21 protein-coding genes and 1 pseudogene are annotated in these 25,830 nt (G+C 67.8%); 10 read left to right on the forward strand and 12 right to left on the reverse strand.

What is annotated here, in order from left to right; genetic code table 11:
- Nucleotides 1-953: 953 nt before the first annotated feature.
- Nucleotides 954-2,876, reverse strand: coding sequence for a chromosomal replication initiator protein DnaA (dnaA, locus tag K7C20_RS19035; RefSeq protein WP_078953554.1), 1,923 nt, complete (start codon nt 2,874-2,876; stop codon nt 954-956).
- Nucleotides 2,877-3,254: 378 nt separating this feature from the next.
- Here dnaA and rpmH point away from each other — a divergent pair, with 378 nt between their 5' ends.
- From rpmH to K7C20_RS19080, 9 genes and pseudogenes are all read left to right on the forward strand, one after another.
- Complete coding sequence (rpmH, locus tag K7C20_RS19040; RefSeq protein WP_003949374.1) at nt 3,255-3,392, forward strand: 50S ribosomal protein L34; 138 nt, start codon at nt 3,255-3,257, stop codon at nt 3,390-3,392.
- A 24-nt stretch (nt 3,393-3,416) separates the two neighbouring features.
- A pseudogene (rnpA, locus tag K7C20_RS19045) lies at nt 3,417-3,785 on the forward strand (ribonuclease P protein component); the annotation flags it as partial.
- An 86-nt stretch (nt 3,786-3,871) separates the two neighbouring features.
- A complete protein-coding gene (gene yidD / locus K7C20_RS19050) occupies nt 3,872-4,189 on the forward strand; it encodes a membrane protein insertion efficiency factor YidD (RefSeq protein ID WP_006604423.1) in 318 nt (105 codons plus the stop codon).
- 3 nt (nt 4,190-4,192) lie between these two features.
- Nucleotides 4,193-5,326, forward strand: a complete 1,134-nt coding sequence (gene yidC, locus K7C20_RS19055) for a membrane protein insertase YidC (RefSeq protein WP_030075717.1) — start codon at nt 4,193-4,195, stop codon at nt 5,324-5,326.
- Between the two features lie 14 nt (nt 5,327-5,340).
- Nucleotides 5,341-5,847, forward strand: a complete 507-nt coding sequence (locus tag K7C20_RS19060) for a Jag family protein (RefSeq protein WP_030075718.1) — start codon at nt 5,341-5,343, stop codon at nt 5,845-5,847.
- A gap of 135 nt (nt 5,848-5,982) precedes the next feature.
- A complete protein-coding gene (gene rsmG / locus K7C20_RS19065; protein WP_030075720.1) occupies nt 5,983-6,708 on the forward strand; it encodes a 16S rRNA (guanine(527)-N(7))-methyltransferase RsmG in 726 nt (241 codons plus the stop codon).
- A 306-nt stretch (nt 6,709-7,014) separates the two neighbouring features.
- Nucleotides 7,015-8,085, forward strand: coding sequence for an AAA family ATPase (locus tag K7C20_RS19070; RefSeq protein WP_078953556.1), 1,071 nt, complete (start codon nt 7,015-7,017; stop codon nt 8,083-8,085).
- Complete coding sequence (locus K7C20_RS19075) at nt 8,082-9,179, forward strand: ParB/RepB/Spo0J family partition protein (RefSeq protein WP_078953557.1); 1,098 nt, start codon at nt 8,082-8,084, stop codon at nt 9,177-9,179. Before K7C20_RS19070 ends, K7C20_RS19075 begins: the two co-directional genes overlap by 4 nt.
- A gap of 308 nt (nt 9,180-9,487) precedes the next feature.
- Nucleotides 9,488-10,105 (forward strand): GNAT family N-acetyltransferase, encoded by a 618-nt coding sequence (locus tag K7C20_RS19080; protein ID WP_030075726.1) that lies wholly within the window; start codon nt 9,488-9,490, stop codon nt 10,103-10,105.
- Between the two features lie 84 nt (nt 10,106-10,189).
- Here the strand turns inward: K7C20_RS19080 and trxA are convergent, their stop codons facing one another.
- The 7 genes from trxA to K7C20_RS19115 form a co-directional block, all read right to left on the reverse strand.
- Nucleotides 10,190-10,516 (reverse strand): thioredoxin, encoded by a 327-nt coding sequence (gene trxA / locus K7C20_RS19085; RefSeq protein ID WP_030075727.1) that lies wholly within the window; start codon nt 10,514-10,516, stop codon nt 10,190-10,192.
- Nucleotides 10,517-10,561: 45 nt separating this feature from the next.
- Nucleotides 10,562-11,533 (reverse strand): thioredoxin-disulfide reductase, encoded by a 972-nt coding sequence (gene trxB, locus K7C20_RS19090; RefSeq protein WP_030075729.1) that lies wholly within the window; start codon nt 11,531-11,533, stop codon nt 10,562-10,564.
- Nucleotides 11,534-11,648: 115 nt separating this feature from the next.
- Nucleotides 11,649-12,596: an anti-sigma factor family protein gene (locus K7C20_RS19095; protein WP_030075731.1), complete on the reverse strand. Its 948-nt coding sequence runs from the start codon at nt 12,594-12,596 to the stop codon at nt 11,649-11,651.
- Nucleotides 12,593-13,288, reverse strand: a complete 696-nt coding sequence (gene sigM / locus K7C20_RS19100) for an RNA polymerase sigma factor SigM (RefSeq protein ID WP_053210252.1) — start codon at nt 13,286-13,288, stop codon at nt 12,593-12,595. The genes K7C20_RS19095 and sigM overlap by 4 nt, the downstream gene beginning before the upstream one ends.
- Before the next feature lie 223 nt (nt 13,289-13,511).
- Nucleotides 13,512-15,233, reverse strand: coding sequence for a protein kinase family protein (locus K7C20_RS19105; protein ID WP_053210253.1), 1,722 nt, complete (start codon nt 15,231-15,233; stop codon nt 13,512-13,514).
- A 107-nt stretch (nt 15,234-15,340) separates the two neighbouring features.
- Complete coding sequence (murJ, locus tag K7C20_RS19110) at nt 15,341-17,569, reverse strand: murein biosynthesis integral membrane protein MurJ (protein ID WP_030075740.1); 2,229 nt, start codon at nt 17,567-17,569, stop codon at nt 15,341-15,343.
- 46 nt (nt 17,570-17,615) lie between these two features.
- Entirely contained in the window at nt 17,616-19,871 is a 2,256-nt protein-coding gene (locus tag K7C20_RS19115; RefSeq protein ID WP_048828656.1) for a DUF6049 family protein, read from the reverse strand.
- A 250-nt stretch (nt 19,872-20,121) separates the two neighbouring features.
- Here K7C20_RS19115 and K7C20_RS19120 point away from each other — a divergent pair, with 250 nt between their 5' ends.
- The gene (locus K7C20_RS19120; protein ID WP_048828657.1) at nt 20,122-21,597 is read left to right on the forward strand and encodes a CCA tRNA nucleotidyltransferase; all 1,476 of its coding nucleotides are present in this window, start codon (nt 20,122-20,124) and stop codon (nt 21,595-21,597) included.
- Between the two features lie 110 nt (nt 21,598-21,707).
- On the opposite strand, the gene K7C20_RS39010 is transcribed toward K7C20_RS19120, so the two are convergent.
- The 4 genes from K7C20_RS39010 to K7C20_RS19140 all read right to left on the reverse strand — a co-directional run bounded on the left by K7C20_RS39010 (nt 21,708) and on the right by K7C20_RS19140 (nt 25,572).
- On the reverse strand, nt 21,708-22,325 hold the full coding sequence (locus tag K7C20_RS39010; RefSeq protein ID WP_209444022.1) for an LppU/SCO3897 family protein: 618 nt from the start codon (nt 22,323-22,325) through the stop codon (nt 21,708-21,710).
- Between the two features lie 99 nt (nt 22,326-22,424).
- The gene (locus K7C20_RS19130) at nt 22,425-23,684 is read right to left on the reverse strand and encodes an MFS transporter (RefSeq protein ID WP_030075747.1); all 1,260 of its coding nucleotides are present in this window, start codon (nt 23,682-23,684) and stop codon (nt 22,425-22,427) included.
- 78 nt (nt 23,685-23,762) lie between these two features.
- A complete protein-coding gene (locus tag K7C20_RS19135; RefSeq protein ID WP_030075749.1) occupies nt 23,763-24,845 on the reverse strand; it encodes an inositol-3-phosphate synthase in 1,083 nt (360 codons plus the stop codon).
- 46 nt (nt 24,846-24,891) lie between these two features.
- A complete protein-coding gene (locus K7C20_RS19140; RefSeq protein ID WP_030075750.1) occupies nt 24,892-25,572 on the reverse strand; it encodes a PadR family transcriptional regulator in 681 nt (226 codons plus the stop codon).
- Between the last annotated feature and the right edge of the window lie 258 nt (nt 25,573-25,830).

The following is a 25,830-nucleotide window of genomic DNA, read 5'->3' on the forward strand; positions in this document are numbered from 1 at the left end:
GGTCAAGTCGGCTCGACCGATGGCGGACGCCCGGCGGCCAACTTGTGCACAGGCCCCGTTTCCGAACGAGTTCCCCGGTAGATATCCGTGGTCGTAGTAGTAGGGGCTGTGGAAACCGTGGACAACTGCTTTTGCGCAGGTCAACCCGGATTTTTTGTCCACTGCCCCTGTGGGTGGCGGTCGTGGATAAGCCGGCGGTTCTGTGGACCGCCAGAAGTTCTGCACACCCGATGCACAGGGGACGGGTACTTCTCCCCAGTGCCGTCCCCAGCTTTACCCACGTTCCCCACAGCCCAATCAATCACCTTGGTGTGACCGCTTTCACTCGGCCCGGTGAGGGCGGGTGTTGCGTTGCCGAACAGTGGACAGCGGTGTGGAGAAGCCGGGGATTGCTGGGGACAACGGCGGCTTGCCTGTGGGCGGGCGGTGGACAAGACGCGGCCCCTCCTGTGGACGAATCTTCTGTCCACACCCTGTGGAGGAGGGTTGGCCACAAATCCACACGCGGTTGACCTCCTCCGATGCCCCGTCAGAACACCGGCCTGTGGATCCCACAGGGATAACTTTCCCCTCCCCAGGATGTGGACGGAAGATTCTTGCCCAATCTGTGGAGAGAAGCCGTGACCGGCCGCGGAATCGAACACCGGCGGCGCGCTCCACAGGTTTGGGACGGCGTCGGGGCGGATCGGACCGGCGGCGGAGAGGGTGCGGGAGAGGCCCGGAACGGGTTCGGGAGCCGTACGTGGATGAGTACAGAGGCGCTCGGGAGGGCTTGAGGGGCGGCGCGAGAGGAGACGGGGAGGCCTGAGGAGCGTCGGGGAACCGCGGGAGGACCGAGGGGCAAAGGCGCTTCCCACGACGGCCCCGCCCCCGTACGCCGAAGGGCGCTCCGGGAGCGGATCCGGAGCGCCCTGGGACGTCCTGCGGTGGCGGCGGGCCGACGGTGGCCGGCCTCAGCCGTTCTTGATGCGGTTGGTCAGCTCGGTGACCTGGTTGTAGATCGAGCGCCGCTCGGCCATCAGCGCGCGGATCTTGCGGTCGGCGTGCATCACGGTCGTATGGTCCCGGCCGCCGAACTGCGCGCCGATCTTCGGCAGCGAGAGATCGGTCAGCTCGCGGCACAGATACATGGCGATCTGGCGGGCGGTCACCAGCACCCGGCTGCGCGACGAGCCGCACAGGTCGTCGATGGTCAGCCCGAAGTAGTCGGCGGTCGAGGCCATGATCGCGGTCGCGGTGATCTCCGGCGCGGCGTCCTCACCGCCGGGGATCAGGTCCTTCAGCACGATCTCGGTCAGCCCGAGGTCCACCGGCTGCCGGTTGAGCGAGGCGAACGCGGTGACCCGGATCAGCGCGCCCTCCAACTCGCGGATGTTGCGCGAGATCCGGGACGCGATGAACTCCAGCACCTCCGGCGGCGCGTTCAGCTGCTCCTGTACCGCCTTCTTGCGGAGGATCGCGATCCGGGTCTCCAGCTCGGGTGGCTGGACGTCGGTGATCAGTCCCCACTCGAAGCGGTTGCGCAGCCGGTCCTCCAGGGTGACCAGCTGCTTGGGCGGCCGGTCACTGGAGAGCACGATCTGCTTGTTCGCGTTGTGCAGCGTATTGAAGGTGTGGAAGAACTCCTCCTGCGTCGACTCCTTGCTCGCCAGGAACTGGATGTCGTCGACCAGCAGGATGTCCATGTCGCGGTAGCGCTTGCGGAACGCGTCCGCCTTGCCGTCGCGGATGGAGTTGATGAACTCGTTGGTGAACTCCTCCGAGCTCACGTACCGCACCCGGGTGCCCGGATACAGGCTGCGCGCATAGTGCCCGATCGCATGCAGCAGGTGGGTCTTGCCCAGCCCCGATTCCCCGTAGATGAACAGCGGGTTGTACGCCTTGGCCGGTGCCTCGGCGACAGCGACCGCGGCGGCGTGCGCAAAGCGGTTCGAGGCACCGATGACGAAGGTGTCGAAGAGGTACTTCGGGTTCAGCCGCGCGGTCGGCTCACCGGGGCCGGTCGCCGGCGCGGGCTGCGCGGCGAGCGGGCTGGGCGCACCGCTGGGCGCGGGAAGCATGCTGCCGGGACCGCCCGTGCGGCCGTTGTGCCCGCCGGGCTGGTGCTCGGAGAGGTCGCGCCGCGGCTGGTCATAAGGGGAGCGCGGACCGTCGGAGTGCTGCGGCGGACCGCTGCGGTCGGGCGCCTGCCCGCGGTAGTCGTTCTGCCGCTGCTGATGCTGCGATACATGGGACGACGGCGAGGCGTACGGGTCGCGCTCGGGGAAGCCGCCGAGGTGTTGCTGCTGCCAGCCGTAGTCGTCGCGCGGGCCGGGGCCGCCGGCCATGTGGGAGGAGTGCTGCGGCCAGCCGCCGGGCTCGTGCCGCGGCTGCTGGTAGTCCGGGTAGGCGGGCCGGACGCCGGGCAGATCGTCGCCCTGGTGCCCGTAGCCCTGCCGGCTCTCGTGCCGGTTGTCGTGCCGGGCTTCGTAGCCGTCGTAGGCATCGTGCTGCTGGGGAGACTGATGCGACGGCTGATGGCGCGGGGCGTGCTGCTGGGGCGACTGGTGCTGCGGCGACTCATGCTGAGGCGCGGGCGGTGCGGACTGCGCCGGGGGCTCCTCGGAGGAGTCGTCAACGGTGATCGCGATCCGGATCGGGCGGCCGCACTCATGGCTGAGGGCCTCCCCGATCAATGGCGCCAGCCGGCCTTCGAGCACGCCCTTGGCGAATTCATTGGGAACGGCGAGCAGCGCGGTGTCGGCCACCAGCGCCAGCGGCTGGGTGCGCTTGAGCCAGTCCTGGTCCTTGGGCTTGAGGCCGTCGGCCTCCGCGCGAAGGAGATGGTCGAGCACGCGCGGCCACACTGCGGCAAGATCGGCAGGTACATCAGCCACGGGGCACGCTCTCTCAGCAGTCCCACGAATGTGTGATTCTCAGGACGGGCGGGAAGGAATCGGAGTTCAGCCACGGTAGTCAGGGCGGGCCTGGTGATTCAAGTTGTTGTCCACAGGCTGTGCATAGTGTGTCCTGACAAGCGGCTCGTCGGCGCTGCCGAGAAGCCGGTTTGACCGGATGGCGTAGCCGCGCGTACCGTGACCAGGTCGAGTTGTCGATGGCTGCTGCCGCCTGCCTCCGATGGGCAAAGATCACGCTCGAGTGATCGTGTAGCGGTGCACTTAGGCGTTGCGAGCTACTCGTGGGCGCACGGTGACAGCCAGTCGACGCCCCACATCTGTCTCTGCTGAGGCAACAAGCATTCCTGGAGCCCCCGAGTGAGCAAGCGCACCTTCCAGCCGAACAACCGCCGCCGCGCGAAGACCCACGGCTTCCGTCTGCGCATGCGGACCCGCGCCGGCCGCGCGATTCTCGCGTCCCGCCGTGGCAAGGGTCGCGCCCGCCTGTCGGCCTGAGCAGCCTGAACCTAGGTCCATGACGTGCTGCCTACCGAGAATCGGCTGAGGCGGCGCGAGGACTTTGCGACCGCGGTACGCCGGGGACGCAGGGCCGGGCGCCCGCTCCTTGTCGTTCATTTCCGCAGCGGTGCAACGGACCCGCACGGGTCGGGGGAAAGTGTTCCCTCGGCACGTGCGGGTTTCGTCGTGAGCAAGGCAGTGGGCAACGCTGTCGTGCGCAACAAGGTCAAGCGCAGGCTTCGGCATCTCATGCGCGACCGGCTGGACCGGCTTCCCGCCGGTAGCCTGGTTGTCGTACGGGCCCTGCCCTGCGCGGGTGATGCGGATCACGACCAGCTGGCCCGCGACCTGGATGCCGCCCTCGAGCGGCTGCTGGGAGGGGTGCCGAGAGGCTGCAATCCCCCGGGGGCTGCTACCGACGGCGGATGCGCCGCGGGCCCCCGGAACCCCGGACGGGACCCGGGAGGGAGCGCACAGTGAAGTACCCGCTGCTGCTTTTGATCAAGATCTATCAGTGGACCATCAGCCCCCTGCTGGGACCGGTCTGCAAGTACTACCCGTCGTGCTCGCACTATGGCTATACGGCCATCGACCGGCACGGCGCGGTGAAAGGGACTGCGCTGACAGCTTGGCGCATCCTGCGATGCAATCCGTGGTCGCTCGGTGGCGTCGACCACGTCCCTCCCCGGAAGCGTCCGGTTTGGCATCAGCGGCTGAGGAGCCGCCTGGGCGGGCCCACCGTCCCTGAGCCTGTCGCCCAGCCCGAGACTCAGCCCAACGCCCAAGGAGCCTGATTCGTGGACACGATCCTCGGTCCCCTCTATATCGCTGTTTCCTGGATCATCGTCCAGTTCCACTCGTTCTACAGCCTCATCTTTGACAGGGACAGTGGCGCGGCGTGGGGTCTGTCCATCGTCTCGCTGGTGGTGCTGATCCGTATCTGCCTGATCCCGCTCTTTGTGAAGCAGATCAAGTCGACGCGGAACATGCAGGCGCTCCAGCCGAAGATGAAGGCGATCCAGGAGCGCTACAAGAGCGACAAGCAGCGCCAGTCCGAAGAGATGATGAAGCTCTACAAGGAGACGGGCACCAACCCGCTCTCGAGCTGTCTCCCGATTCTGGCCCAGTCGCCGTTCTTCATCTCGCTGTACCAGGTTCTGAACCACATCGCCCAGAACAAGGTGGTCGGTGTCATCGACCAGCCGCTTCTGGAGAGCGCGCAGAAGGCCCACATCTTCGGTGCGCCGCTGGCGGCGAAGTTCATGGACAGCGCGGAGAAGATCCAGAGCCTGGGCGCTTCCGTGGTCGACGTCCGCGTGGTCACGATCATCATGATCGTCCTGATGTCGGCGTCGCAGTTCTACACGCAGCGCCAGCTGATGACCAAGAACGTCGACCTGACGGTGAAGACGCCGTTCATGCAACAGCAGAAGATGCTGATGTACGTCTTCCCCATCATGTTCGCCGTCTTCGGCATCAACTTCCCCGTCGGTGTGCTCGTCTACTGGCTGACCACCAACGTGTGGACCATGGGCCAGCAGATGTTCGTCATCCGTCGTAACCCGACTCCGGGCAGCAAGGCCTTCGCGGAGCGCCAGGAGCGGCTGCGGGCCGCCGGCAAGATCGTCGAGGACCCGGCCGAGATCGCCGCGAAGCAGGCCGTCGAAGAGGCGCGCCAGAACCGCCAGCAGCCCAAGCGCCAGACGAAGTCCAAGCGGCAGACCGGCGGCGCTCCGGCCGGCGGTGCGCAGAACCGTACGCGTGCCGGATCGGCGTCGGGTGGCGCCGGTGAGGGTGCTGCGAAGAAGCAGTCGCTGGAGAAGAAGGACGCGCAGGACGGCAAGGAGAAGGGCGGCGCCTCCGGGTCCCGCACCACCAAGTCCGGACAGCGCAAGGGCCAGCAGCGCCCCAAGCACCCGTCGAAGAAGTAAGAAGGAGTCCTTTCGTGACGGACACGACCCCTGCCACCAAGGGCACCGACACCCTGACCCGCCTGGAGCAGGAAGGCGAGATCGCGGCCGACTACCTCGAGGGTCTGCTGGACATCGCCGACCTCGACGGCGACATCGACATGGATGTCGAGGCCGACCGCGCCGCTGTGTCGATCATCAGCGACTCGACCAGCCGTGACCTCCAGAAGCTGGTGGGCCGCGACGGTGAGGTGCTGGAGGCCCTTCAGGAGCTGACCCGGCTTGCCGTTCACCGTGAGACCGGTGACCGCAGCCGTCTGATGCTGGACATCGCCGGCTTCCGGGCGCGTAAGCGTGAGGAGCTTGCGGAGATCGGTGCGAAGGCGGCCGAGGAGGTCAAGGGCACCGGCGAGCCGCTGAAGCTCGACCCCATGACGCCGTTCGAGCGCAAGGTCGTCCACGATGCGGTGGCGGCGGCGGGGCTCCGGAGCGAGTCCGAGGGCGAGGAGCCGCAGCGCCGAGTGGTTGTCCTCCCGGCCTGACCGCTCAGCGCTCCCGTTTTTCTTTGGCCCCGTCTGCTCGCAGGCGGGGCCAAAAGTTGTCAGCGTTCTGTGTTATCCCGGGGGCGTAACCCGGGTTTCCGGCAGGAAAAGCAGTCCAGAGGAAGGGCGGTTCCCGTGACGGAGGAAGCAGCGGAGCTCCCTCCTGCGCCGCAGGCGGCGGAGGAGGTTTTCGGCGAGCGCTTTCCGGAGGCTGTGCGGTACGGCGAACTGCTCGCCGACGCCGGGGTGAAGCGTGGGCTCATCGGCCCGCGTGAGGTGCCACGGCTGTGGGAGCGGCATCTGTTGAACTGCGCGGTGCTCTCCGAGGTGGTGCCCGAGGGTGTCTCGGTCTGCGATGTGGGCTCGGGGGCCGGGCTGCCCGGTATCCCGCTGGCTCTGGTGCGGCCGGACCTGAAGATCACGCTGCTGGAGCCGCTGCTGCGGCGGACGAACTTCCTTCAGGAGGTCGTCGAGCTGCTCGGGCTGGACCATGTGACGGTCGTGCGCGGGCGGGCCGAAGAGGTCATGGGCAAGCTTCCGCAGGTGCATGTGGTGACGGCGCGTGCCGTGGCCCCGCTCGACCGGCTGGCCGGCTGGGGCGTTCCGCTGCTGCGCCCCTATGGCGAGATGCTGGCGCTCAAGGGCGATGCCGCGGAGGAGGAGCTCAAGGGGGCCCGTGCCGCGCTGAGCAAGCTCGGCGTGGTGGAGACCTCGGTGGTGCATGTGGGCGAGGGCATCGTGGACCCGCCCTCGACCGTCGTGCGGGTCGAGGTGGGCGAGAGCCCCGGCGGTGTGCGCTTTGCGGCCAAGCGGGCGAAGGCGGCTCGGGTGGGCCGTGTGTCGAGGGGGCGCCGGCGCTGACATCCGGGTGCCGGAACCACACACACCGGCATGGAGGCACCGGTTTTCCGTTCCGCCAGGGAGCGGAACGTGCGAATTTCGCAAATGCCACCAAAACGACACAAGACGGAGTGTCGCGGCTCATTCAGGCGCGACGCTGGCATCGTGTTTCACGTGAAACGTCGTTCTCTGCTGCAAGGGATCATCGGCCGTGGTCGTGCGGCCGCCGCGCCGCGCGACCGTAGGCCCACAAGGGTCAGCGAAGTATCCACAGAAGTGGATTCGTCCACAGGAGAACGGACCTCACTGGTTCACGACACCGAAAGCATGGCAGGCTCTGAACACTGTGAGCCTGATGTCGAGGAGAGTGAATCCTTGCGGTCCGACGCCAACATCGCGGGACCGATGACCGATCCGGTCCCCGGTCCCCGTAGCGAGTCGTTCGGGGACGACGTTTCACGTGAAACGCCGCCCCCGATGGACGACACCCCGATCGGTCGTGCAGCTCAGCTGGCGGTGGAGGCACTTGGCCGCGCGGGTGAGGGGCTGCCCCGGCCTGAACAGACGCGGGTCATGGTGGTTGCCAACCAGAAGGGCGGGGTCGGCAAGACCACGACCACGGTGAACCTGGCAGCCTCATTGGCCCTGCACGGTGCCCGGGTTCTGGTGATTGACCTCGACCCCCAGGGCAATGCGTCGACGGCGCTGGGGATCGACCACCACTCCGAAGTGCCCTCCATCTATGACGTGCTGGTGGAGAGCAAGCCGCTCTCCGATGTGGTGCAGCCGGTCGTGGATGTGGAGGGCCTGTTCTGTGCGCCCGCCACGATCGATCTGGCCGGTGCGGAGATCGAGCTGGTCTCGCTGGTGGCGCGTGAGAGCCGCCTGGACCGGGCCATCAAGGCGTATGAACAGCCGCTGGACTACATCTTCATCGACTGTCCGCCCTCGCTCGGCCTGCTGACGGTCAACGCGCTGGTGGCCGGCGCCGAGGTCCTGATCCCGATTCAGTGCGAGTACTACGCGCTTGAGGGGCTGGGGCAGCTGCTGCGGAACGTTGATCTGGTGCGGGGGCATCTCAACCCCGAACTTCATGTATCGACGATCTTGCTCACCATGTACGACGGGCGCACCCGGCTGGCCTCCCAGGTCGCCGACGAGGTGCGCAGTCACTTCGGCCACGAGGTGCTCCGTACGAGCATCCCCCGCTCGGTGCGTATCTCCGAGGCACCCAGCTATGGGCAGACAGTGCTCACCTATGACCCGGGATCCAGTGGCTCGCTTTCCTACCTCGAAGCGGCCCGAGAGATCGCGTTGCGTGGGGCCCCGCAAACCGGAGGCCAGGGCCTCAGCGTCAACTATGAAGCACAGCACAGCATCTCGGAGGGGACTCAGTGAGTGAACGACGTAGAGGCCTGGGCCGTGGGCTCGGTGCGCTGATCCCCGCGGCACCGCAGAGCACGGACAACGCAGGGTCGGCGGGACAGGGCGCGACGTCACCGTCGTCCGCACCGGTCCTGGCCCCGGAGCGAGGAGTAGCGGCCGCCAAGGTGACTTCGCTGCCGGCGCACGGTGTTTCACGTGAAACGGAAGCACCGGCCGCGACGGATCCCTCGTCGGCGGGCGTCTCAGCGGTGGCAGGAGCGCACTTCGCCGAGGTGCCGCTGGATGCGATCAAGCCGAACCCGCGCCAGCCGCGCGAGGTCTTCGACGAGGACGCCCTTGCCGAGCTGGTCACCTCCATCAAGGAGGTGGGCCTGCTCCAGCCGGTGGTGGTTCGGCAGACGGGGCCGGGGCGGTATGAGCTCATCATGGGCGAGCGCCGCTGGCGGGCGTGCCGTGAGGCCGGCCTGGAGAAGATTCCCGCGATCGTGCGGGCCACGGACGACGAGAAGCTGCTGCTCGATGCGCTTCTGGAGAACCTCCACCGGGCACAGCTCAACCCGCTGGAAGAGGCAGCCGCCTACGACCAGTTGTTGAAGGACTTCAAGTGCACGCATGACGAGTTGGCCGACAGGATCGGGCGTTCGCGTCCGCAGGTCTCCAACACGCTGCGGCTGCTGAAGCTCTCGCCGTCCGTGCAGAAGCGGCTTGCCGCCGGTGTGCTCTCCGCAGGACATGCCCGCGCTCTGCTTTCCGTGGAGGACTCGGAAGAGCAGGACCACCTTGCGCGCCGCATCGTGGCGGAGGGGCTGTCGGTCCGTTCCGTCGAGGAGATCGTGACCCTGATGGGGTCGACCCCCAAGGGCGCGAACAAGGCCAAGGGGCCCCGTGCGGGTACCCGGGTGTCCCCCGCGCTCACGGGCCTGGCCTCCCGGCTGTCCGACCGCTTTGAGACTCGGGTGAAGGTCGACCTGGGACAGAAGAAGGGAAAGATCGTCGTCGAGTTCGCCTCGATAGACGATCTGGAGCGGATCCTCGGCACGCTCGCTCCTGGTGAGGGGCGCGTCCTGGGCCAGTCGCTGGCCGAGGAGATCAACGAAGAAGAGTGAGCTGATGCTCTCGGCTCCTGGGCGGGCCGTGTTCCGGAGCCCATACCGGAACACGGCCCGCCCTTTGCTCTCTTGCGGTACCCGTGCCCGTAAAGGGTGGATACGATGCGTTCGGGTATGGCACGCATCCATGTGGAGACACCTCACACCGAGGAGAGAGCCATGCAATCGGTGAGCCGCACCGGACTGTTGGCAGCGGGGTTCGGCCTCGCAGCCGTCGGAGGGTTCGTTGGCGGTCTGCTCAGAGAGCAGGCGGCGCTGACGGCGCTTCGTGGTGTGGCAGGCGAGGGAAGTGAGGACCTGGTTCCATGGGCCGTCGGCTCGTACCGCTCACGTTGGACAACCTTCCGGACCTCCCCAAGCGCTGCCGCTCCTGTGTCTTCTGGGAGCTCGACCCCGTCAGCGGCGAGGCCGCGGTAAAGGCGGGTCGCCCCGAGCTCGAGAAGGAAGCCTGGATCTCGGCAGTACTGCTGGAGTGGGGGTCCTGCGGGCGGGTTGTCTATGTCGACGAGGTGCCCGTCGGGTTCGTGATGTACGCCCCGCCGGCGTATGTGCCGCGCTCCACGGCTTTCCCGACCAGTCCGGTCTCGCCGGACGCGGTGCAGCTGCTGACGGCGTGGCTGATTCCCGGTTACCAAGGTCAGGGGCTGGGGCGGGTGATGGTCCAGACGGTCGCCAAGGACCTCATCCAGCGCGGCTTCAAGGCCATCGAGGCCTTCGGCGATGCCCGCTGGAGCGAGCCGGCGTGTGTGCTGCCCGCCGATCATCTCCTCGCGGTGGGCTTCAAGACCGTACGCCCCCACCCCCGCTTTCCTCGGCTGCGCCTTGAGCTACGGACCACGATTTCGTGGAAGGAAGACGTCGAGCTGGCTCTCGACCGCTTGCTGGGAGCCGTCCAGAAGGAACCCGCCCTGCGGCCGCTGTGAGGCACGCGGTTTCCCGTGAAACAGAGAACGGGCCCGCCCCCTTCGTGGGGCGGGCCCGTTTCCCGTGAAACGTCGTAGCGCGACTCAGGCGAGGTAGTCCGACAGGTCGCGCTCGATCGCGGCCTTCGGCTTGGCACCGACGATGGTCTTCACGACCTCGCCGCCCTGGTAGACGTTCATGGTCGGGATCGACATGACGCCGTACTTGGCGGTGGTTGCCGGGTTCTCGTCGGTGTTCAGCTTGGCGATGACGATCTCGTCGTGCTCGGCGGCAATCGCCTCCAGGGACGGGGCGACCTGGCGGCAGGGACCGCACCAGGTGGCCCAGAAGTCCACGAGGACGGGCTTGTCGCTCTTGAGGACGACCTCTTCGAAGTTGTCGTCCGTGACGGTCACCGTGGCGCCGGCCATGGCAGTCTCCTTACTGGGGTGGGTGGTGGGAAAGCTGGGTGCGGATCAGACGGTCGCGGTCTTGTCCGGCTCGGAGGCCTCGCTGTCCGACAGCGCAGCGAGGAACCGCTCGGCGTCGAGGGCGGCGGAGCAGCCCGTGCCGGCTGCGGTGATCGCCTGGCGGTAGGTGTGGTCGACAACATCGCCCGCGGCGAAAACGCCCTGAAGGTTGGTCCGCGTGCTGGGCGCATCGACCTTGAGGTAGCCCTCGTCGTCCAGCTTCAGCTGACCCTTGAAGAGCTCGGTCCGCGGGTCATGGCCGATCGCGATGAAGAGGCCGGTGACGGGGAGCTCGGAGGTCTCGCCTGTCTTGCGGTTGCGCAGCGTCAGACCCGACAGCTTGCTCTCGCCGTGGATCTCGGCGACATCGCTGTCCCACACAAACTTGATCTTCGGGTCGGCGAAGGCACGATCCTGCATCGCCTTGCTGGCCCGCAGGGTGTCACGGCGGTGGACGACCGTGACCGACTTGGCGAAGCGGGAGAGGAAGGTGGCCTCCTCCATCGCGGTGTCGCCTCCGCCGATGACGGCGATGTCCTGGTCCTTGAAGAAGAACCCGTCACAGGTGGCGCACCAGGAAACGCCACGGCCGGACAGCTCGTCCTCACGGGGGAGCCCGAGCTTGCGGTGCTGGGAGCCGGTGCTGACGATCACGGTCTTCGCCCGGTGCACATTTCCAGCGGTGTCCGTGACGGTCTTGATCTCCTCGGAGAGGTCGACCGAGACAATGTCGTCCGGCACAAGCTCGGCGCCGAAGCGCTCCGCCTGGGCGCGCATGTTGTCCATGAGGTCCGGCCCCATGATGCCGTCGCGGAAACCGGGGAAGTTCTCCACGTCGGTGGTGTTCATCAGCGCGCCTCCGGCGGTGACGGCACCTTCGAAGACCAGCGGCTTCAGGGACGCGCGGGCGGTGTAGAGCGCTGCGGTGTAGCCCGCGGGCCCGGAGCCAATGATGATCACGTTGCGGACGTCGCTCACGGGTGTCTTCCTTGTCTCTGCCGACTGCTTGCTGGGGGCTCTCGGAACTCTCACCCCACCCAACGGATCCTACGGGCCGAGCATTCCCGGAGTGTCACAGCGCACTTCTCGTCGCTCAGTCTCGCTGGTACGAGTGAGACAGCAGGACCTTTCCGGGAGCCGGCGGCGTGGCGGAGACACAAGAGGAACTGACGACATACGCGGAGACGCGCTTCGGGTCGGTCGGGTTCGGCAGCACCACGAGGTAGGCGTCCTTGCCCTGGTATCGGGTGTGGCTGGACGCGAGCGGAGTCTCCATGCGCTTGATCCCGAGGCGGACACACGACGGGATGGTGTCGGCACCGCCGCGCAGCGTCGACTCCGGGGAGGTACGCGTGCCGATCTCCGGGGACTTGTGCGAGCCCTTTGCCGCCAGCAGATCGTGGACATGCGACCCAAGGCTGGCGGCGGTCAGACCGGCCGCACGATCCGTGGTCTCTTTGGGGGTCGCGGTGGTCCGGCCAGGGCTCTTTGCCTGTGTGCCGTCGACGGCTGCGTTCTGGATGAGCAGGCCGCCGAAGCTGAAGACCGCCGCGGCCGCAGCGCTACTGAGCAGAATCCGGGGCCAGCGCCGTGCACGGGACGAGCGCACGCCGGGTGACTGGCGACCGGGCCCGGACGAGCCCCGGGGCCGCCCGGACGGCCGTGCGGGCGGCGTGGCACCGCGGGGCAGCTCGTCGGTTTCACGTGAAACAGTGACGGGGAGCGTGGCTGTTTCACGTGAAACATGAGCCCCGGCGCCGCCGGGGGCAGTGGCATCCAGCAGCGCCTCGGCAGCAAGGGCGGCATCGATGCGGCCGGACACGTCGGCCGGCATCCGGACCGGGCCAGGGAGAGTGCCGAGCAGCGCCCGGATCTCTTCCAGGGATGCGTAGACGTCATCGCACAGCGGGCAGCCGACGAGATGCTCACGTACATCCGCGCTGCGGGAGGGAGAAAGCAGCCCGTCCGTGAGGTCGGAAATCTCGGAGACTTCCGGGTGCTCACCTGTGGGGTGCTCACCCGTGCCGGTCGTCGACGTCACGCTCGCCCACCTCCGCCCTTCACGGCACCTGTGTCCTTCGGCCCTGCCGTCGGTGGGACGGATGTCCCCTGCGCCCGGTTCCTTCCCCCGCTCGTGGGTTTGCTATCCCCGTTGTCGGCGCGCAGATGGGTGACCAAGGGGAGGAGTCGAGCGCGGCCCCGCGCGCAGCGGCTTTTCACCGTGCCGGTGGGGATATCGAGGATCGCCGCGGCTTCCGCGACGGGGTAGCCCTGCATATCGACGAGGACGAGCGCGGCACGCTGCTCCTCGGGAAGAGTGCGCAGGGCGCCGAGCAGTTCCCGGTGCAGATCCTGGCGCTCGGCAGGGGCCGCGGCGGATTCCTCGGGCTCGAGAAGCTGCTCCAGCCGCTCGGTCTCGGCAACGGGCGAGGTGCGCCGAGAGGCGGCCTTGCGGGCCCGGTCCAGACAGGCATTGACCGTGATGCGGTGCAGCCAGGTCGTCACGGCGGACTGCCCGCGGAAGGTGTGGGCCGCGCGATAGGCGGAGACCAGGGCGTCCTGGACGGCGTCGGCGGCCTCTTCGCGGTCACCGAGGGTGCGCAACGCCACCGCCCAGAGCCGGTCGCGATGGCGCCGGACGATCTCTCCGAACGCGTCGGGGTCGCCCTTTACGTGCAGGGCAAGGAGATCGGCGTCGGTTGGTATCGAAGCCTTGTCGCTGTCGGTGGACACGGGCCCCCCGGCCGTAGCTGCCTGATCTCGGTCCAATTGAAGCCCGCCAGGTCATGAATGTAAATGCTGTCGAAAGGCGGCGGTGAGCAGGCAGGTGGCCGATATACGCCGTTCTCACGTGGGCGTTCCGCACAGAAGCAGCGCCCAAGGGTGTGGGGCTCCGGTCCATACCGGACCGGAGCCCCACCACTGTCCTGGACGGTCGTGCCGCCTCACCACCTGCTCAGCTGGTGAAGGACACCTCTGTCACACCCTGCCGGTACCCGGCGCTGGTGTACCCGTCACCCGGCGCATACGGCATCGCGGTCAGCCACACGACGACGTAGCGCGCCTTTTCCGGCTGCTTCAGCTTGACCTTGGCCGTCGAGTCCGCGGTCCTGCCCGTTCCGAGCTGCCGCATGGAGCTGAGCGGCTCGGACGGGGAGAGTGAATTGGCTGCATAGAGCGTCACGGTGGTGTGATCGCCGGTGTAGTGCAGGCCGATCGACGCGCCGCTTATCTGCTGTTTCGAGCCCAAGTCGTAGACGAGGCCGACGCCCTTCTTGAAGGCCGGGTTCAGATCAGGGCCCTCGTGATAGCCCTTGCTGCCCCAGTAGGTGCTGGGGTTCCCGTCATAGGTGTCCTGCGCCTGATTCGCGTGCTGCGGCTGACCGTCGGGGTAGTACTCACTACCGTCCACGATCTTGATCGGCTTGCCCTGGGGCTTCTTGGCCCCGCCGCTGCTCGGCTGCGAATTGCTCGGGTCGTCCTGGTCCTTCTCGCGCTTCAGCAGGGTGTCCGCCAGCTGCCAGCTGCCCAGTCCCAGCGCCGCGATGAGCAGCGCGGAGACGGACCACTTGAGCGCCCGGCCGGTACGGCTCTGCAGCGGGGGCGGCGGAGTGGCGACGGGCTGCGTCGCCCGGGTCGACTGCGCCGCCTGCCCCGGCGACTGCCGGTAGCTGCCCTGCTGGAATCCCGTGCGCTGGTACGGCGGAGGTGTGGTGAAGGAGGTCTCCGGAGGCCGGATACGCGGCATGGCCGCGACGGCCTTCGCCAGCTCCTCCGGGGTGGTGCACGGCTGTTCCTGCCGGGAAGCCGTGGCGCCATCGTTGATCAACGCACGCATGGCGAGCTCGGACAGCCCACGATGAACGCCGGCCCGCACCTGGTCGGGCGCGATGAGACCGACGCCCTTGGGCAGGCCGGTGAGGCCATGGGCATCGTTCTCGTACGGCCAGCGCTGCGTCAGCGCGGCATAGAGCAGCGCACCGATCGCCTCCGTGTCCGTGCGCTGCGGGTGCTCGCAGGTGATGCCGCGCAGCGCCGCCATGACGGCCAGCCCGCGGATGCGGTACTGCCCGGACTCCGTACGCAGCACCGAGCCGGGCGTGATCCGCAGATGGGACAGGCCCTCGCGGTGCGCGGCGGCCATGGCCTGGGAGACCTGGCTGACGAGCTGGTAGGCGTCGTGCGGCTCCAGGGGGCCGTTCGCGAGCACCGTGGTGAGCTCGGTGGCGTCCGGCAGCCACTCATGGACCACGTAGACGAGGTCGTTCTCCTCGACGGCGTCCAGGACCTGGACGAACCGGGGGTCACCCAGCAGTGCCGAGGAACGGGCGGCGGACAGCACCGGCCGCGCCCGCGGATGGTCGGCGGGCAGGATATGCACGCCGACGGCGCGGCGCAGCTTTTCGTCGACCGCGCGCCAACTACTGAATCCGTCCAGACGGGTGACGCACTCCTCGAGGCGGTAGCGTCTGGCAAGCTTGTGGCCGCTGTGCAGCTCCGGTGGCTCGGCTTCGATCGCCGCGGCACGCTCCTCGTCGGTGCCTGCGGCGTCCTTTTCCCCGCCGGATACCTTCTCGGCCTTAGCACCGTCGTCCGTGGCCTTACCCGCCTTGGCGGTCAGCGGTTCCTCACCGCTCGTGTCAGCCACGTCGACGGCAGCCGTGCTCCGTTCCGCCACCGTCGTTCCTGCCTCCCCATCCGTTGCAGGCTCAATGAGCCAAGACAATTGTGCCCACAGTCCGCCACTATGCACGACACACGGTGGCAGTCGATGGTTGTGCTCAATCAACGCCCAAGCTTCGACCGGACCATGCCGACCAGGGCGTTCAGTTCCTCGATGCGCATTTTGCGTGCAGCTACGTAGAACACGGCCAGAAGTGCGGCGGAGCCGGCGACCAGAGCGGCCAGCGACCCGAGGAACCCACTGCCGAGCGTCTGCATGATCCCGTACACCGCGGCCCCCGAGATGATCGTGGCCGGGATGCTGGCGCCCGCCAGCCGTGCGTAGGTCCGGACGACATGAGCGGTGTCGAGGTCGCCGTCCATGCGCTTGCTCAGACGGCGCCAGGCCACGCCCACGCCGATGATGTATGCCAGGCCGTAGGAGGCCGCCATGCCGACCACGGCCCACTGGGCGGGCAGGACCAGGAAGCAGAGACCGGAGGCCGCGGCGTTGACGGCGGCGACGATCACGGTGTTGTAGAAGGGGGTGCGGGTGTCCTCGTACGCGTAGAAGGCGCGGAGGACGACGTACTGCACCGAGAACGGGATCAGCCCCACACCGAAACCCATCAGCATGTAGCCCATCGGGATGCCGGCGCCGGACGAGCCGTAGACCAGCGTGCACAGCGGGATGCCGAGGGAGAGGAAGCCGAACGAGATCGGGACGATGGCGACGGCGGAGGTGCGCAGGCCCTGCGACATGTCGTCGCGGACGGCTCCCGTGTCACCGTCGTGCGCGGACCGTGCCAGCCGCGGCAGCAGCGCGGCCATGACGGAGACGGTGATGATCGCCTGCGGCATGTTCCAGATCAGCTGTGCGCTGGCGTAGGAGATGAAGCCGGTGCCCGGGTGGCCCTGATCGTTGGCGGTGTTGCCGGCCCAGGTGGAGAGCTGGGTGACGACGAGGACGCCCGCCTGGTTGGCGAGCACGAACAGCACGGTCCACTTGGCGAGCTTGGCGGCCTTGCCCAGGCCGTGGCCACGCCAGTCGAAGCGCAGCCGGAGCTTGAAGTCGGCGTCGCGCAGGTACGGGATCATCGCCAGCGCCTGGACGACCAGCCCGAGAAGGGTGCCGATCCCCAGGAGCCGGATGCCCTCGTCGGGGATGGTGGTGACGCCGATGTGCGAGGTGTTCGCCGTGCCGTAGACCCAGATGAACAGGCCGAAGGTGGCGATCATGACGATGTTGTTGAGGACCGGGGTCCACATCATCGCGCCGAAGCGGCCGCGGGCGTTGAGGATCTGTCCCATCACGACATGCAGACCCATGAAGAAGATCGTGGGTACGCAGTAGCGGGTGAACGCGACGGCGACCTCGTTGGCCGCCGGGTCACGGGAGATGTCGAAGGAGACCAGTTTCACCAGGAGCGGCGCCGCCACGACCGCCAGCACCGTCAGCGCGCCGAGAATCACGATGACCAGCGTCAGGAGCCGGTTGGCGTAGGCCTCGCCACCGTCGTCGTCCTCCTTCATCGCGCGCACCAGCTGCGGGACGAAGACGGAGTTCAGACCGCCGCCGATGGTCAGGATGAAGATCATCGTCGGAAGCTGGTAGGCGACCTGCCAGGAGTCACCGAGCACCGCACCACCGAGGGCCGCGACGATCAGTGCCGAACGGACGAAGCCGGTGAGACGCGACACCATCGTGCCGGCGGCCATGACCGCGCTGGACTTCAGCAGCCCGGAGGCGCGGCCCCCGGAGGGCTTGCCGGCCGCCGCCACGGGGGCGGGCTCCGGCTCCGGCGCGGGCTGGTGGGGCACGGCCTCCGGTCCGGGCGCCGCACCGGCCACCGGGGGGCCCATCGGCGCGGGAGCGGGGTGCTGGCCCTCGTAGGACTGCTGGTCCCGGAAGAGATGCGCGAAGGCATCGGGCTCCGGACGCTCGTCGGCGGCCTGGGTGATCAGGTCGTCGACACCCACGAACTGTGTCGTCGCGGCGGCATCGCCGTACGGGAGGTTGCGGGTCGGGCCTTGCGGCTCGGGCGGCGGGGGCGAGGCCCACAGCTGCGGGTCGGGCGTGTGGCGGCCCGCGGCAGGCTGCTGGTAGAGCGGATGCGCGGGCTGCCCCGGGGGCGGCGGGGGGTGCGCGGCACGGTCGTAGAGCGCCTCGGTCACCGGATCCTGGGCCGTCGGGTCCTGTGCGCGGTGCGGGTCGTTGCGGTAGGCGTCCTGGACATAAGGGTCCTGGACGTAAGGATCCTGGTCCCCGGGCGGCGGGGGCGTCGGAGGGACCGGCCCCGTGGGGTCGCCATTGGCGCCCCGGCCCCGGTCACCGTCGTACGGCGCATTCATCGCTGCCCCACCTCATCCGTCGCCGGCCATCCGGCCCCGCCATCTATCAACGGTCCACTTTCTCACCTGAGCCGGACGGGTCGGAGCTTTCCGATCCGGTGTCCGGCGTGGGGTCACTCGGCTTCTCCGGCTCGTCGCCGTCCGTGCCGCCGTTGTCGCCGTCCGTGCCTGAACCGTCATCGGGCTCGTCGCCGTCGGGCCCGTTCTCGGCCCGCCGGGCGGCCGACCGCTTGCGCTGAAGATAGATCCGCACACCGGCGAGCACGAGCAGCAGCACGCCGCCCGCGATGACGAGCATCACCGTGGCGGTGATCTCCGTGACGTTCACTTGGAACATCATCGGCTCACCGTAGGGCTTTCCGTCCGCCGTGTAGAGCTGGGCGGTCACCCATGCCCGGCCATTGGCGTTCGCCGTGGTGTCGAACTTGAACGACTGGCTGTGCCCGCCGTCCACCGTGATCTGCTGCGACTTCCCCGCGTCCAGACGGTTGGGCTGGGACGAGGTCAGCTTCAGCGTCATGTCCTTGACGCCCTGGACCAGGTTGTTCTGCACCGTCACCGGAATCGTGGCGCTGCGCCCGGAGAGCGTCGCCCCCGACTTCTGGATCAGGCGCACCTTCTTGGTCAGACCGTCGAGGTAGTTGCGTACGGAGTGCCGGAACGTCTTGGCGCCGGTGGTGTTTCCCCGCCACTCCGTCGACATCTCCCGCATTATGGCGTTGCCGAACGGGGTCACCACGCGCTCCGGCTGGGCCAGGATCACCTGGAAGTCGTCCAGCGCGGACTGGGTGCCCTGGATCTGCCGGAAGGCGTTGACGGGGAGTTCCTGCCTGCGCAGGGAGGACGGGTAGACGGCGCCGCTCGGCACATGACGGGTGGCTGCGCGGTCGGGCTTGGCCTTGGCCGCGCCGGCGAGGTTCAGCGACTGGGTCCAACTCCCGGACTCGTCCAGACTCCGCAGGGCGGTGGCCATGGCGTGGGCCTGGCTGACCGACGGCATGCGCTGCGGCGCGACGACGATGCTGCGCTGCCGGCCGGGGTCCTCAAGGTTGATCATCTGGGTCTGGGCGAGGAACTCCTGGACCGCATGGGTGGAGTTTCCGGCCTTCGACATATCGCCTTCGAAGGCCCGTGAGAGCTGCGCGTCCGCGACGACTGCGGTGTTGCCGCCGCCGATGGGGCGGGCCGCCGTCGGGGTGTAGGGCAGCCTGTCGGCGTCCCGCAGGCTGTCGCTGCGGGTGATCACGTTGTGGGCGCCGGCCGAGGTCGCGACATCCACGATGGACGAGTCGACCGCGCCGTCGACGGGCCAGGCGAAGTCCGTGCGGGGCTTGACTCCGAGGATCGTGTCCACGGTCTTGTCGGCGAGGTCGGTGGCCGGGCCGAGGTGGCTGAGCGCACTGGGCACGCCCTTGCCGTGGTGGGCGAGCGAGGCCAGGTCGGGGTCGGCGAAGGGCAGCGCGACGACCTCGTGCGTCTTGACCGCTTCTTCGAGGTTGTGCAGCCACTGCTTGGCGACCGCCTGGTTCTTGCCCATGGGCCCGTCCGGGCCGTCCACCCGGTACGACTTGGTCATCGCGTCGACGGTCGCGAGCAGGTCGGGATCGATGACGAAGGTCACCGGAAGGTTCTTGCCGAGCGCGACCATCTGCTGGAGCCGGCCCCCGGGCGCGAGCTCGGCAGCGAGGTCATCGTTGCGGAAGACCGGGGTCTGCTGAGCGTCGGCATCCGTCTCGGCGGTGAGATGGGTGGGGGAGATCAGCGGCCACATGTAGGTGAGCTGGGTCTTCTTGTCGGCATTGGCCGTCTGCCAGGGCAGGAACGTCCGGTCGAAGCCGAGGACCTGCCCGTACGGCGCGGCCTGGGAGCGCCCTGACAGAGAGATGCCGACCGGGTACACACCGCTATCGGTGAGCTTGAGGTCCTTGACCGGCACGCTGAGGCTGAAGGGGCGGCTGACGCCGGGCTCCAGCTTGCCGATCTTGTCGGTGTGCCCCTTGATCTCCTCACCGTCCGTACTCGGCTGATAGCCGGTACGACGGGACGCATTCTCGATGGAGCTACGGCCGCCGAGCGCGGATCCATGGTGCATTCCGACATGCGCGTCCGTGATCGTGCTGCGGCCGTCGTTGGTGAGCGTGCCGGAGACGGTGACCGTGTCGCTCTTGGAGGGAGCGGACGGGGACATGGAGTCGATGGTGACGTCGACCGTGCGGGAGCCCGTCGGGGCCGCCTGGGCGGAGGAGGCATGCGGAACCTGGAGCAGCCCCATGAGAAGGAGCACTCCAGTGAGCAGTGTCACGGTCCTTCGCAGCCATCGACCACGCGGCCGTTCAGTCCCCTGGAACCCTGCCGCCTCGGCCACGCGCTCGCCCGTCCCTCGTCGTCGTCAGTGGTCGTTCGGAATGTGCGTCCACGAATGGTAACGAGACCCGCTGCGACGAAGTGCCAGGGACTGCTCCACATGATCGCGGGGCCGGAGGGCCCGCGCCCAGCCCGTCCCCTTTATTACGTGACGCCTTGCACTGCGCGGCCACGTACTCTGTTTTGTTGTGCCGAACGCCAACAATGACCTCCCCGCCCCGATCGCCGAGCGGACCCCGCAGTCGACGAACGCGCTGAACCATGTCCAGCGACGTGCCGTGAGCGAACTGCTGAGGGTGTCCCCCGTCGCGGATGACCTGGCCCGTCGATTCCAGGAGGCCGGGTTCACACTTGCCCTGGTCGGCGGCTCGGTCCGGGACGCCCTGCTGGGCCGGCTCGGCAATGACCTGGATTTCACCACCGATGCCCGCCCCGAGGACGTTCTGAAGATCGTCCGGCCGTGGGCGGACGCGGTCTGGGAGGTCGGTATCGCCTTCGGGACGGTCGGCTGCAAGAAGGAATCGTTCGACATCGAGGTCACGACCTACCGCTCCGAGGCGTACGACCGCACCTCCCGCAAGCCCGAGGTGTCCTACGGCGACACCATCGAGGACGACCTGGTGCGTCGGGACTTCACGGTGAACGCCATGGCGGTGCTGCTGCCGCAGAAGGAGTTCGTCGACCCGCACGACGGCCTGGAGGACCTGGCCGCGCGCGTGCTGCGCACGCCGGGGACGCCGGAGGAGTCGTTCTCCGACGATCCGCTGCGGATGATGCGCGCAGCCCGCTTTGCCGCCCAGCTGGATTTCGAAGTGGCCCCCGAGGTCGTCGCCGCGATGAAGGCGATGTCGGACCGCATCGAGATCGTCTCCGCGGAACGTGTACGTGACGAGCTGAACAAGCTGATCCTGTCCGCGCACCCGCGTGAGGGGCTGCGGCTGCTCGTCGAATCGGGCCTGGCCGACAAGGTCCTGCCTGAGCTTCCCGCGCTGCGGCTGGAAAGTGACGAGCATCACCGCCACAAGGACGTCTACGAGCACTCGCTGACGGTCCTGGAGCAGGCGATCGACCTCGAAGAGAACGGGCCCGATCTCGTGCTGCGGCTGGCCGCCCTCCTGCACGACATCGGCAAGCCCCGGACGCGGCGCTTCGAGAAGGACGGCCGGGTCTCCTTCCACCATCACGAGGTGGTGGGCGCGAAGATGACCAAGAAGCGGATGACCGCTCTGAAGTACTCCAACGACATGGTCAAGGACGTCTCGCGTCTGGTGGAGCTGCATCTGCGCTTCCACGGTTACGGGACGGGCGAGTGGACGGATTCCGCGGTACGCCGGTATGTGCGAGATGCCGGCCCGCAGCTGGAGCGGCTGCACAAGCTGACACGTTCGGACTGCACCACTCGCAACAAGCGCAAGGCCAGTGCCCTGTCGCGCGCCTACGACGGGCTTGAGGAGCGCATCGCGCGGTTGCAGGAAGAGGAAGAGCTGGAGTCGATCCGCCCAGACCTGGACGGCAACGACATCATGCAGATCCTGGGCATCCGTCCGGGGCCCGAGGTCGGCAAGGCGTACAAGCAGATGCTGGAGCTCCGGCTGGAGCACGGGCCCATGGAGCGGGAGGCGGCGGTCGCCGCTCTGAAGGAATGGTGGGCCACGCAGGGTTGATGTTTCACGTGAAACAGGCGGTTGGAGAGCCGCCATGTTTCACGTGAAACGTGGGGCGGTGTTTCACGTGAAACGCCGCCCCACGGCTTATCCAACGCTTTCGCGGTGCGCTACTTCGCCGATGTCAGACAGAGCACCATGTGCGTGTCGGCCCGCCGGCGACGGTGCACGCTCTTGGTGTAGGCCGATTCGTTTGCGGCACACACGGAGGGGTCCGAGGTGTTCTCGTGCACCGCGGACACCTTGTACTGGGCGTCCGAGGTGCCGCAATCAACCACCTCGAGGCCGTCGTCGAGTGAACTGCTGGACTTCTTCACGCAGTCGCCGACCTCGGCGCTGCTCGCGTCGTCCATGCTGCTGATCCAGGCAACCCCGATGAAGACCAGCCCGATGACGACGACGATGCCCTTCAGGATCGCCTTGGGGGAACGGGTCTTGCCGGGCCGCGGCGGCGGTACGGGAGCTCCGCCCTGCATGAAGGGCTGTTGCGGCGGCGCCGGGTAGCCCTGCTGCGGCTGTCCGTACGGAGCCTGCGGCTGTTGCGGGTAGGCGTATCCGCCCTGGGGCTGGCCATAGGGGGCCTGGGGTGCCGGCGGCGCCTGCGGGTACGGGTTCTGTCCGTACGGCTGCTGCCCGTACGGCGCCTGCCCGTACGGCGCCTGCCCGTACGGCGCCTGCCCGTACGGCGCCTGCCCGTATGGTTGCTGGCCCTGCGGCGGCGTGGTCATGGATCTCCCCCGATTTTTGATGTGTACAGGCTCGTGTAGGACGTGCGTAAGGTATCTGGTCCCGGCGCCGCGCCGCAGGGCCTGGGCACCACGAGACGCCTATCCACGTCCCCAGCGGATGACTGCCGCGACGATGACCGCATAGAGCACGGTCACGACGCCGAGCAGAGCGGCTGATCTGCCATCAGGCGGCAGCATGAGGGCGGCGACCGCGGCGGCACCGACGAAGGCGACATTGAAGAGCACGTCGTAGATGGCGAAGATCCGGCCGCGGAAGGCGTCGTCGACCGACGACTGGACGATGGTGTCGGTGGAGATCTTCGTCCCTTGGGTGCCGAGGCCGAGCACGAACGCGGCGGCCAGCATCGGACCCGGCGTGAAGAACAGCCCGAGAGACGGCAGCAACACGGCGCCTATCGCGGCACAGCAGGCGATCCAGCCGAACGCGGTGAGCCGCCCGACGGCCCAGGGCGTGACCACAGCGGCCGCGAAGAAGCCCGCTCCTGACACCCCGACGGTGAGGCCGAGCAGGGCCAGGCCCTCCGACTCGGTGCCGGACCAGAGGTACCGGCACAGCATCAGCACCATGACCGTCAGGGCTCCGTAGCAGAAACGGATCACGGTCATCGCGATCAGTGCGCGGGCCGGGGTGCGCCGCTCGGCGAGGTGGCGCAGCCCGGCCACCAGCCCGCGCACCGTGCTCAACAGGGCTTCCCGGAGGTGCGGTTGGAGGCCTGCGGGATCGGGGCCGAGCAGCTGCCGTGCCATGCGCAGGGCGGTGAGGGCGGAACAGAAATAGAGGGCCGCGGCGAGCAGTACGACGTACGCGTCCACATTCGAGCCGGCCAGCCGGATGGCGAAGGCGAGCCCGCCGCCGGCCGTCGCGGCGAGCGTTCCGGCCGTGGGGGTCAGGGAGTTGGCCATGACCAGCTGCTGTTCACCGTCGACCACGCGCGGCAGCGCGGCGGAGAGCCCGGCCAGGACGAAGCGGTTCACGGCGGTCACGGCCAGGGCCGAGGCGTAGAAGAGCCAGTCGGGGACCTTCGCCACGATCAGTGCCGCTGTCCCCATGGCCAGCAGGGTGCGCAGCAGATTGCCGTAGAACAGGACCTGACGGCGCCGCCAGCGGTCGAGCAGCACGCCGGTGAACGGCCCGAGGAGGGAGTACGGGAGCAGCAGGATCGCCATGGCGGAGGCGATGGCCGCGGGCGAGGTCTGCTTCTCGGGCGAGAAGACGACGAAGGTGGCGAGCGCGACCTGGAACACTCCGTCGGCCCCCTGGGACAGGAGCCGTGCGGCAAGGAGCGAACGGAAGTCGCGCAGCCGGAGGAGGACGCGCAGGTCGCGCACAGCATGCATAGGGCACAGCCTCACACAGCCCGCAGGCCCCCGGGTGGAATACCCGGGGGCCTGCGCAGGGGAGGGAAGTCGGGCGTCTCAGCGCTCGACTTCGCCGCTGATGAACTTCTCGACGTTCTCCCGGGCCTCGTCGTCGAAGTACTGCACCGGCGGAGACTTCATGAAGTACGAGGACGCGGAGAGGATCGGGCCGCCGATACCCCGGTCCTTGGCGATCTTCGCGGCGCGCAGGGCGTCGATGATGACACCCGCGGAGTTCGGGGAGTCCCAGACCTCGAGCTTGTACTCCAGGCTCAGCGGGACATCACCGAAGGCGCGTCCCTCGAGGCGGACATAGGCCCACTTGCGGTCGTCCAGCCAGGCCACATAGTCCGAGGGGCCGATGTGGACGTTGTCCTCGCCCATCTCACGGTCGCGGATCTGGGACGTGACCGCCTGCGTCTTGGAGATCTTCTTGGACTCCAGGCGCTCGCGCTCGAGCATGTTCTTGAAGTCCATGTTGCCGCCGACGTTCAGCTGCATCGTGCGGTCCAGGATGACGCCCCGGTCCTCGAAGAGCTTGGCCATCACGCGGTGCGTGATCGTGGCGCCGACCTGCGACTTGATGTCGTCGCCGACGATCGGGACACCGGCCTCGGTGAACTTGTCCGCCCACTCCTTGGTGCCGGCGATGAAGACCGGGAGGGCGTTGACGAACGCGACCTTGGCGTCGATGGCGCACTGGGCGTAGTACTTCGCGGCGTCCTCGGAGCCGACAGGGAGGTAGCAGACCAGGACGTCGATCTGCTTGTCCTTGAGGACCTGGACGATGTCGACCGGCGCCTCGGGGGACTCCTCGATGGTCTGGCGGTAGTACTTGCCCAGACCGTCGAGGGTGTGGCCACGCTGGACCGTCACGCCCGCGTTGGGCACGTCGCAGATCTTGATGGTGTTGTTCTCGCTGGCGCCGATGGCGTCCGCGAGGTCGAGCCCGACCTTCTTGGCGTCGACGTCGAATGCCGCCACGAACTCGATGTCACGCACGTGGTAGTCGCCGAACTGCACGTGCATGAGGCCGGGCACGCGGCTCTTCGGGTCGGCGTCCTTGTAGTACTCGACGCCCTGTACCAGCGAGGCGGCGCAGTTGCCCACGCCGACGATGGCTACGCGAACCGAACCCATTCCGGTTGCTCCCTGTGTTCTCGATGAGGGCCTGCACAGCAGAGCCTCATGTGGTGGTGTCATCGGACGGATCCGGCCGGGAACCACCCCGGTGCCGGGGCAGGCCGCCCGTATCTCCTGACTGGTTCTTCTTGTCCTGTGCTGCGGGGCCTGGTGGGCGCTGATCGCGCCCGGCGCGCTCACTCTCGATGAGCTCGTTCAACCAACGCACTTCGCGCTCCACGGACTCCATGCCGTGCCGCTGTAGTTCGAGGGTGTAGTCGTCCAGCCGCTCGCGGGACCTGGCCAAGGAGGTACGCATCCTCTCGAGACGCTCCTCCAGCCGGCTCCGGCGGCCCTCCAGCACACGCATCCGTACGTCCCGCGTGGTCTGGCCGAAAAACGCGAAGCGGACGCCGAAGTGCTCGTCCTCCCACGCATCCGGTCCGGAGTGGGCGAGCAGTTCCTCGAAGTGTTCTTTGCCCGCTGCGGTCAATCGGTAGACGATCTTGGCTCGGCGACCCGACAGCGCCGCGGGGGGTACGTCCTCCGGGGCGCCGTCCGTCTCCTCGATGAGCCAGCCGCTCGCGACCAGCGCCTTGAGGCAGGGGTAGAGGGTGCCATAGCTGAACGCACGGAAGACCCCGAGCGAGGTATTGAGCCGTTTTCGCAGCTCATAGCCGTGCATCGGGGACTCGCGGAGCAGGCCGAGGACGGCGAACTCGAGGATGCCGGAACGTCTGCTCATCCTCCGCCTCCTTGGTCCTGTGCGCTCTTTATGTCGTGCTGATGTATCGACTCGATACATCCAGACGATAGATCGGTCGGCTGGGTGGAACAAGAGGGGGCACGGTGAACGGCATCACATCACCGAATCGTTCTCATCAACCTGACTGATTTGGAGTGAATTTCAACACTGGGCAGGTTTTGGCCGTGCGTAGTCTGTGCGGCATGCAGACTGCCGGGAACCGTGGGCCAATATCTGGCGTCCCTGTCCTCGGTGTAG

Origin of the sequence: Streptomyces decoyicus (assembly GCF_019880305.1) — a bacterium.
GTDB lineage: Bacteria > Actinomycetota > Actinomycetes > Streptomycetales > Streptomycetaceae > Streptomyces > Streptomyces decoyicus.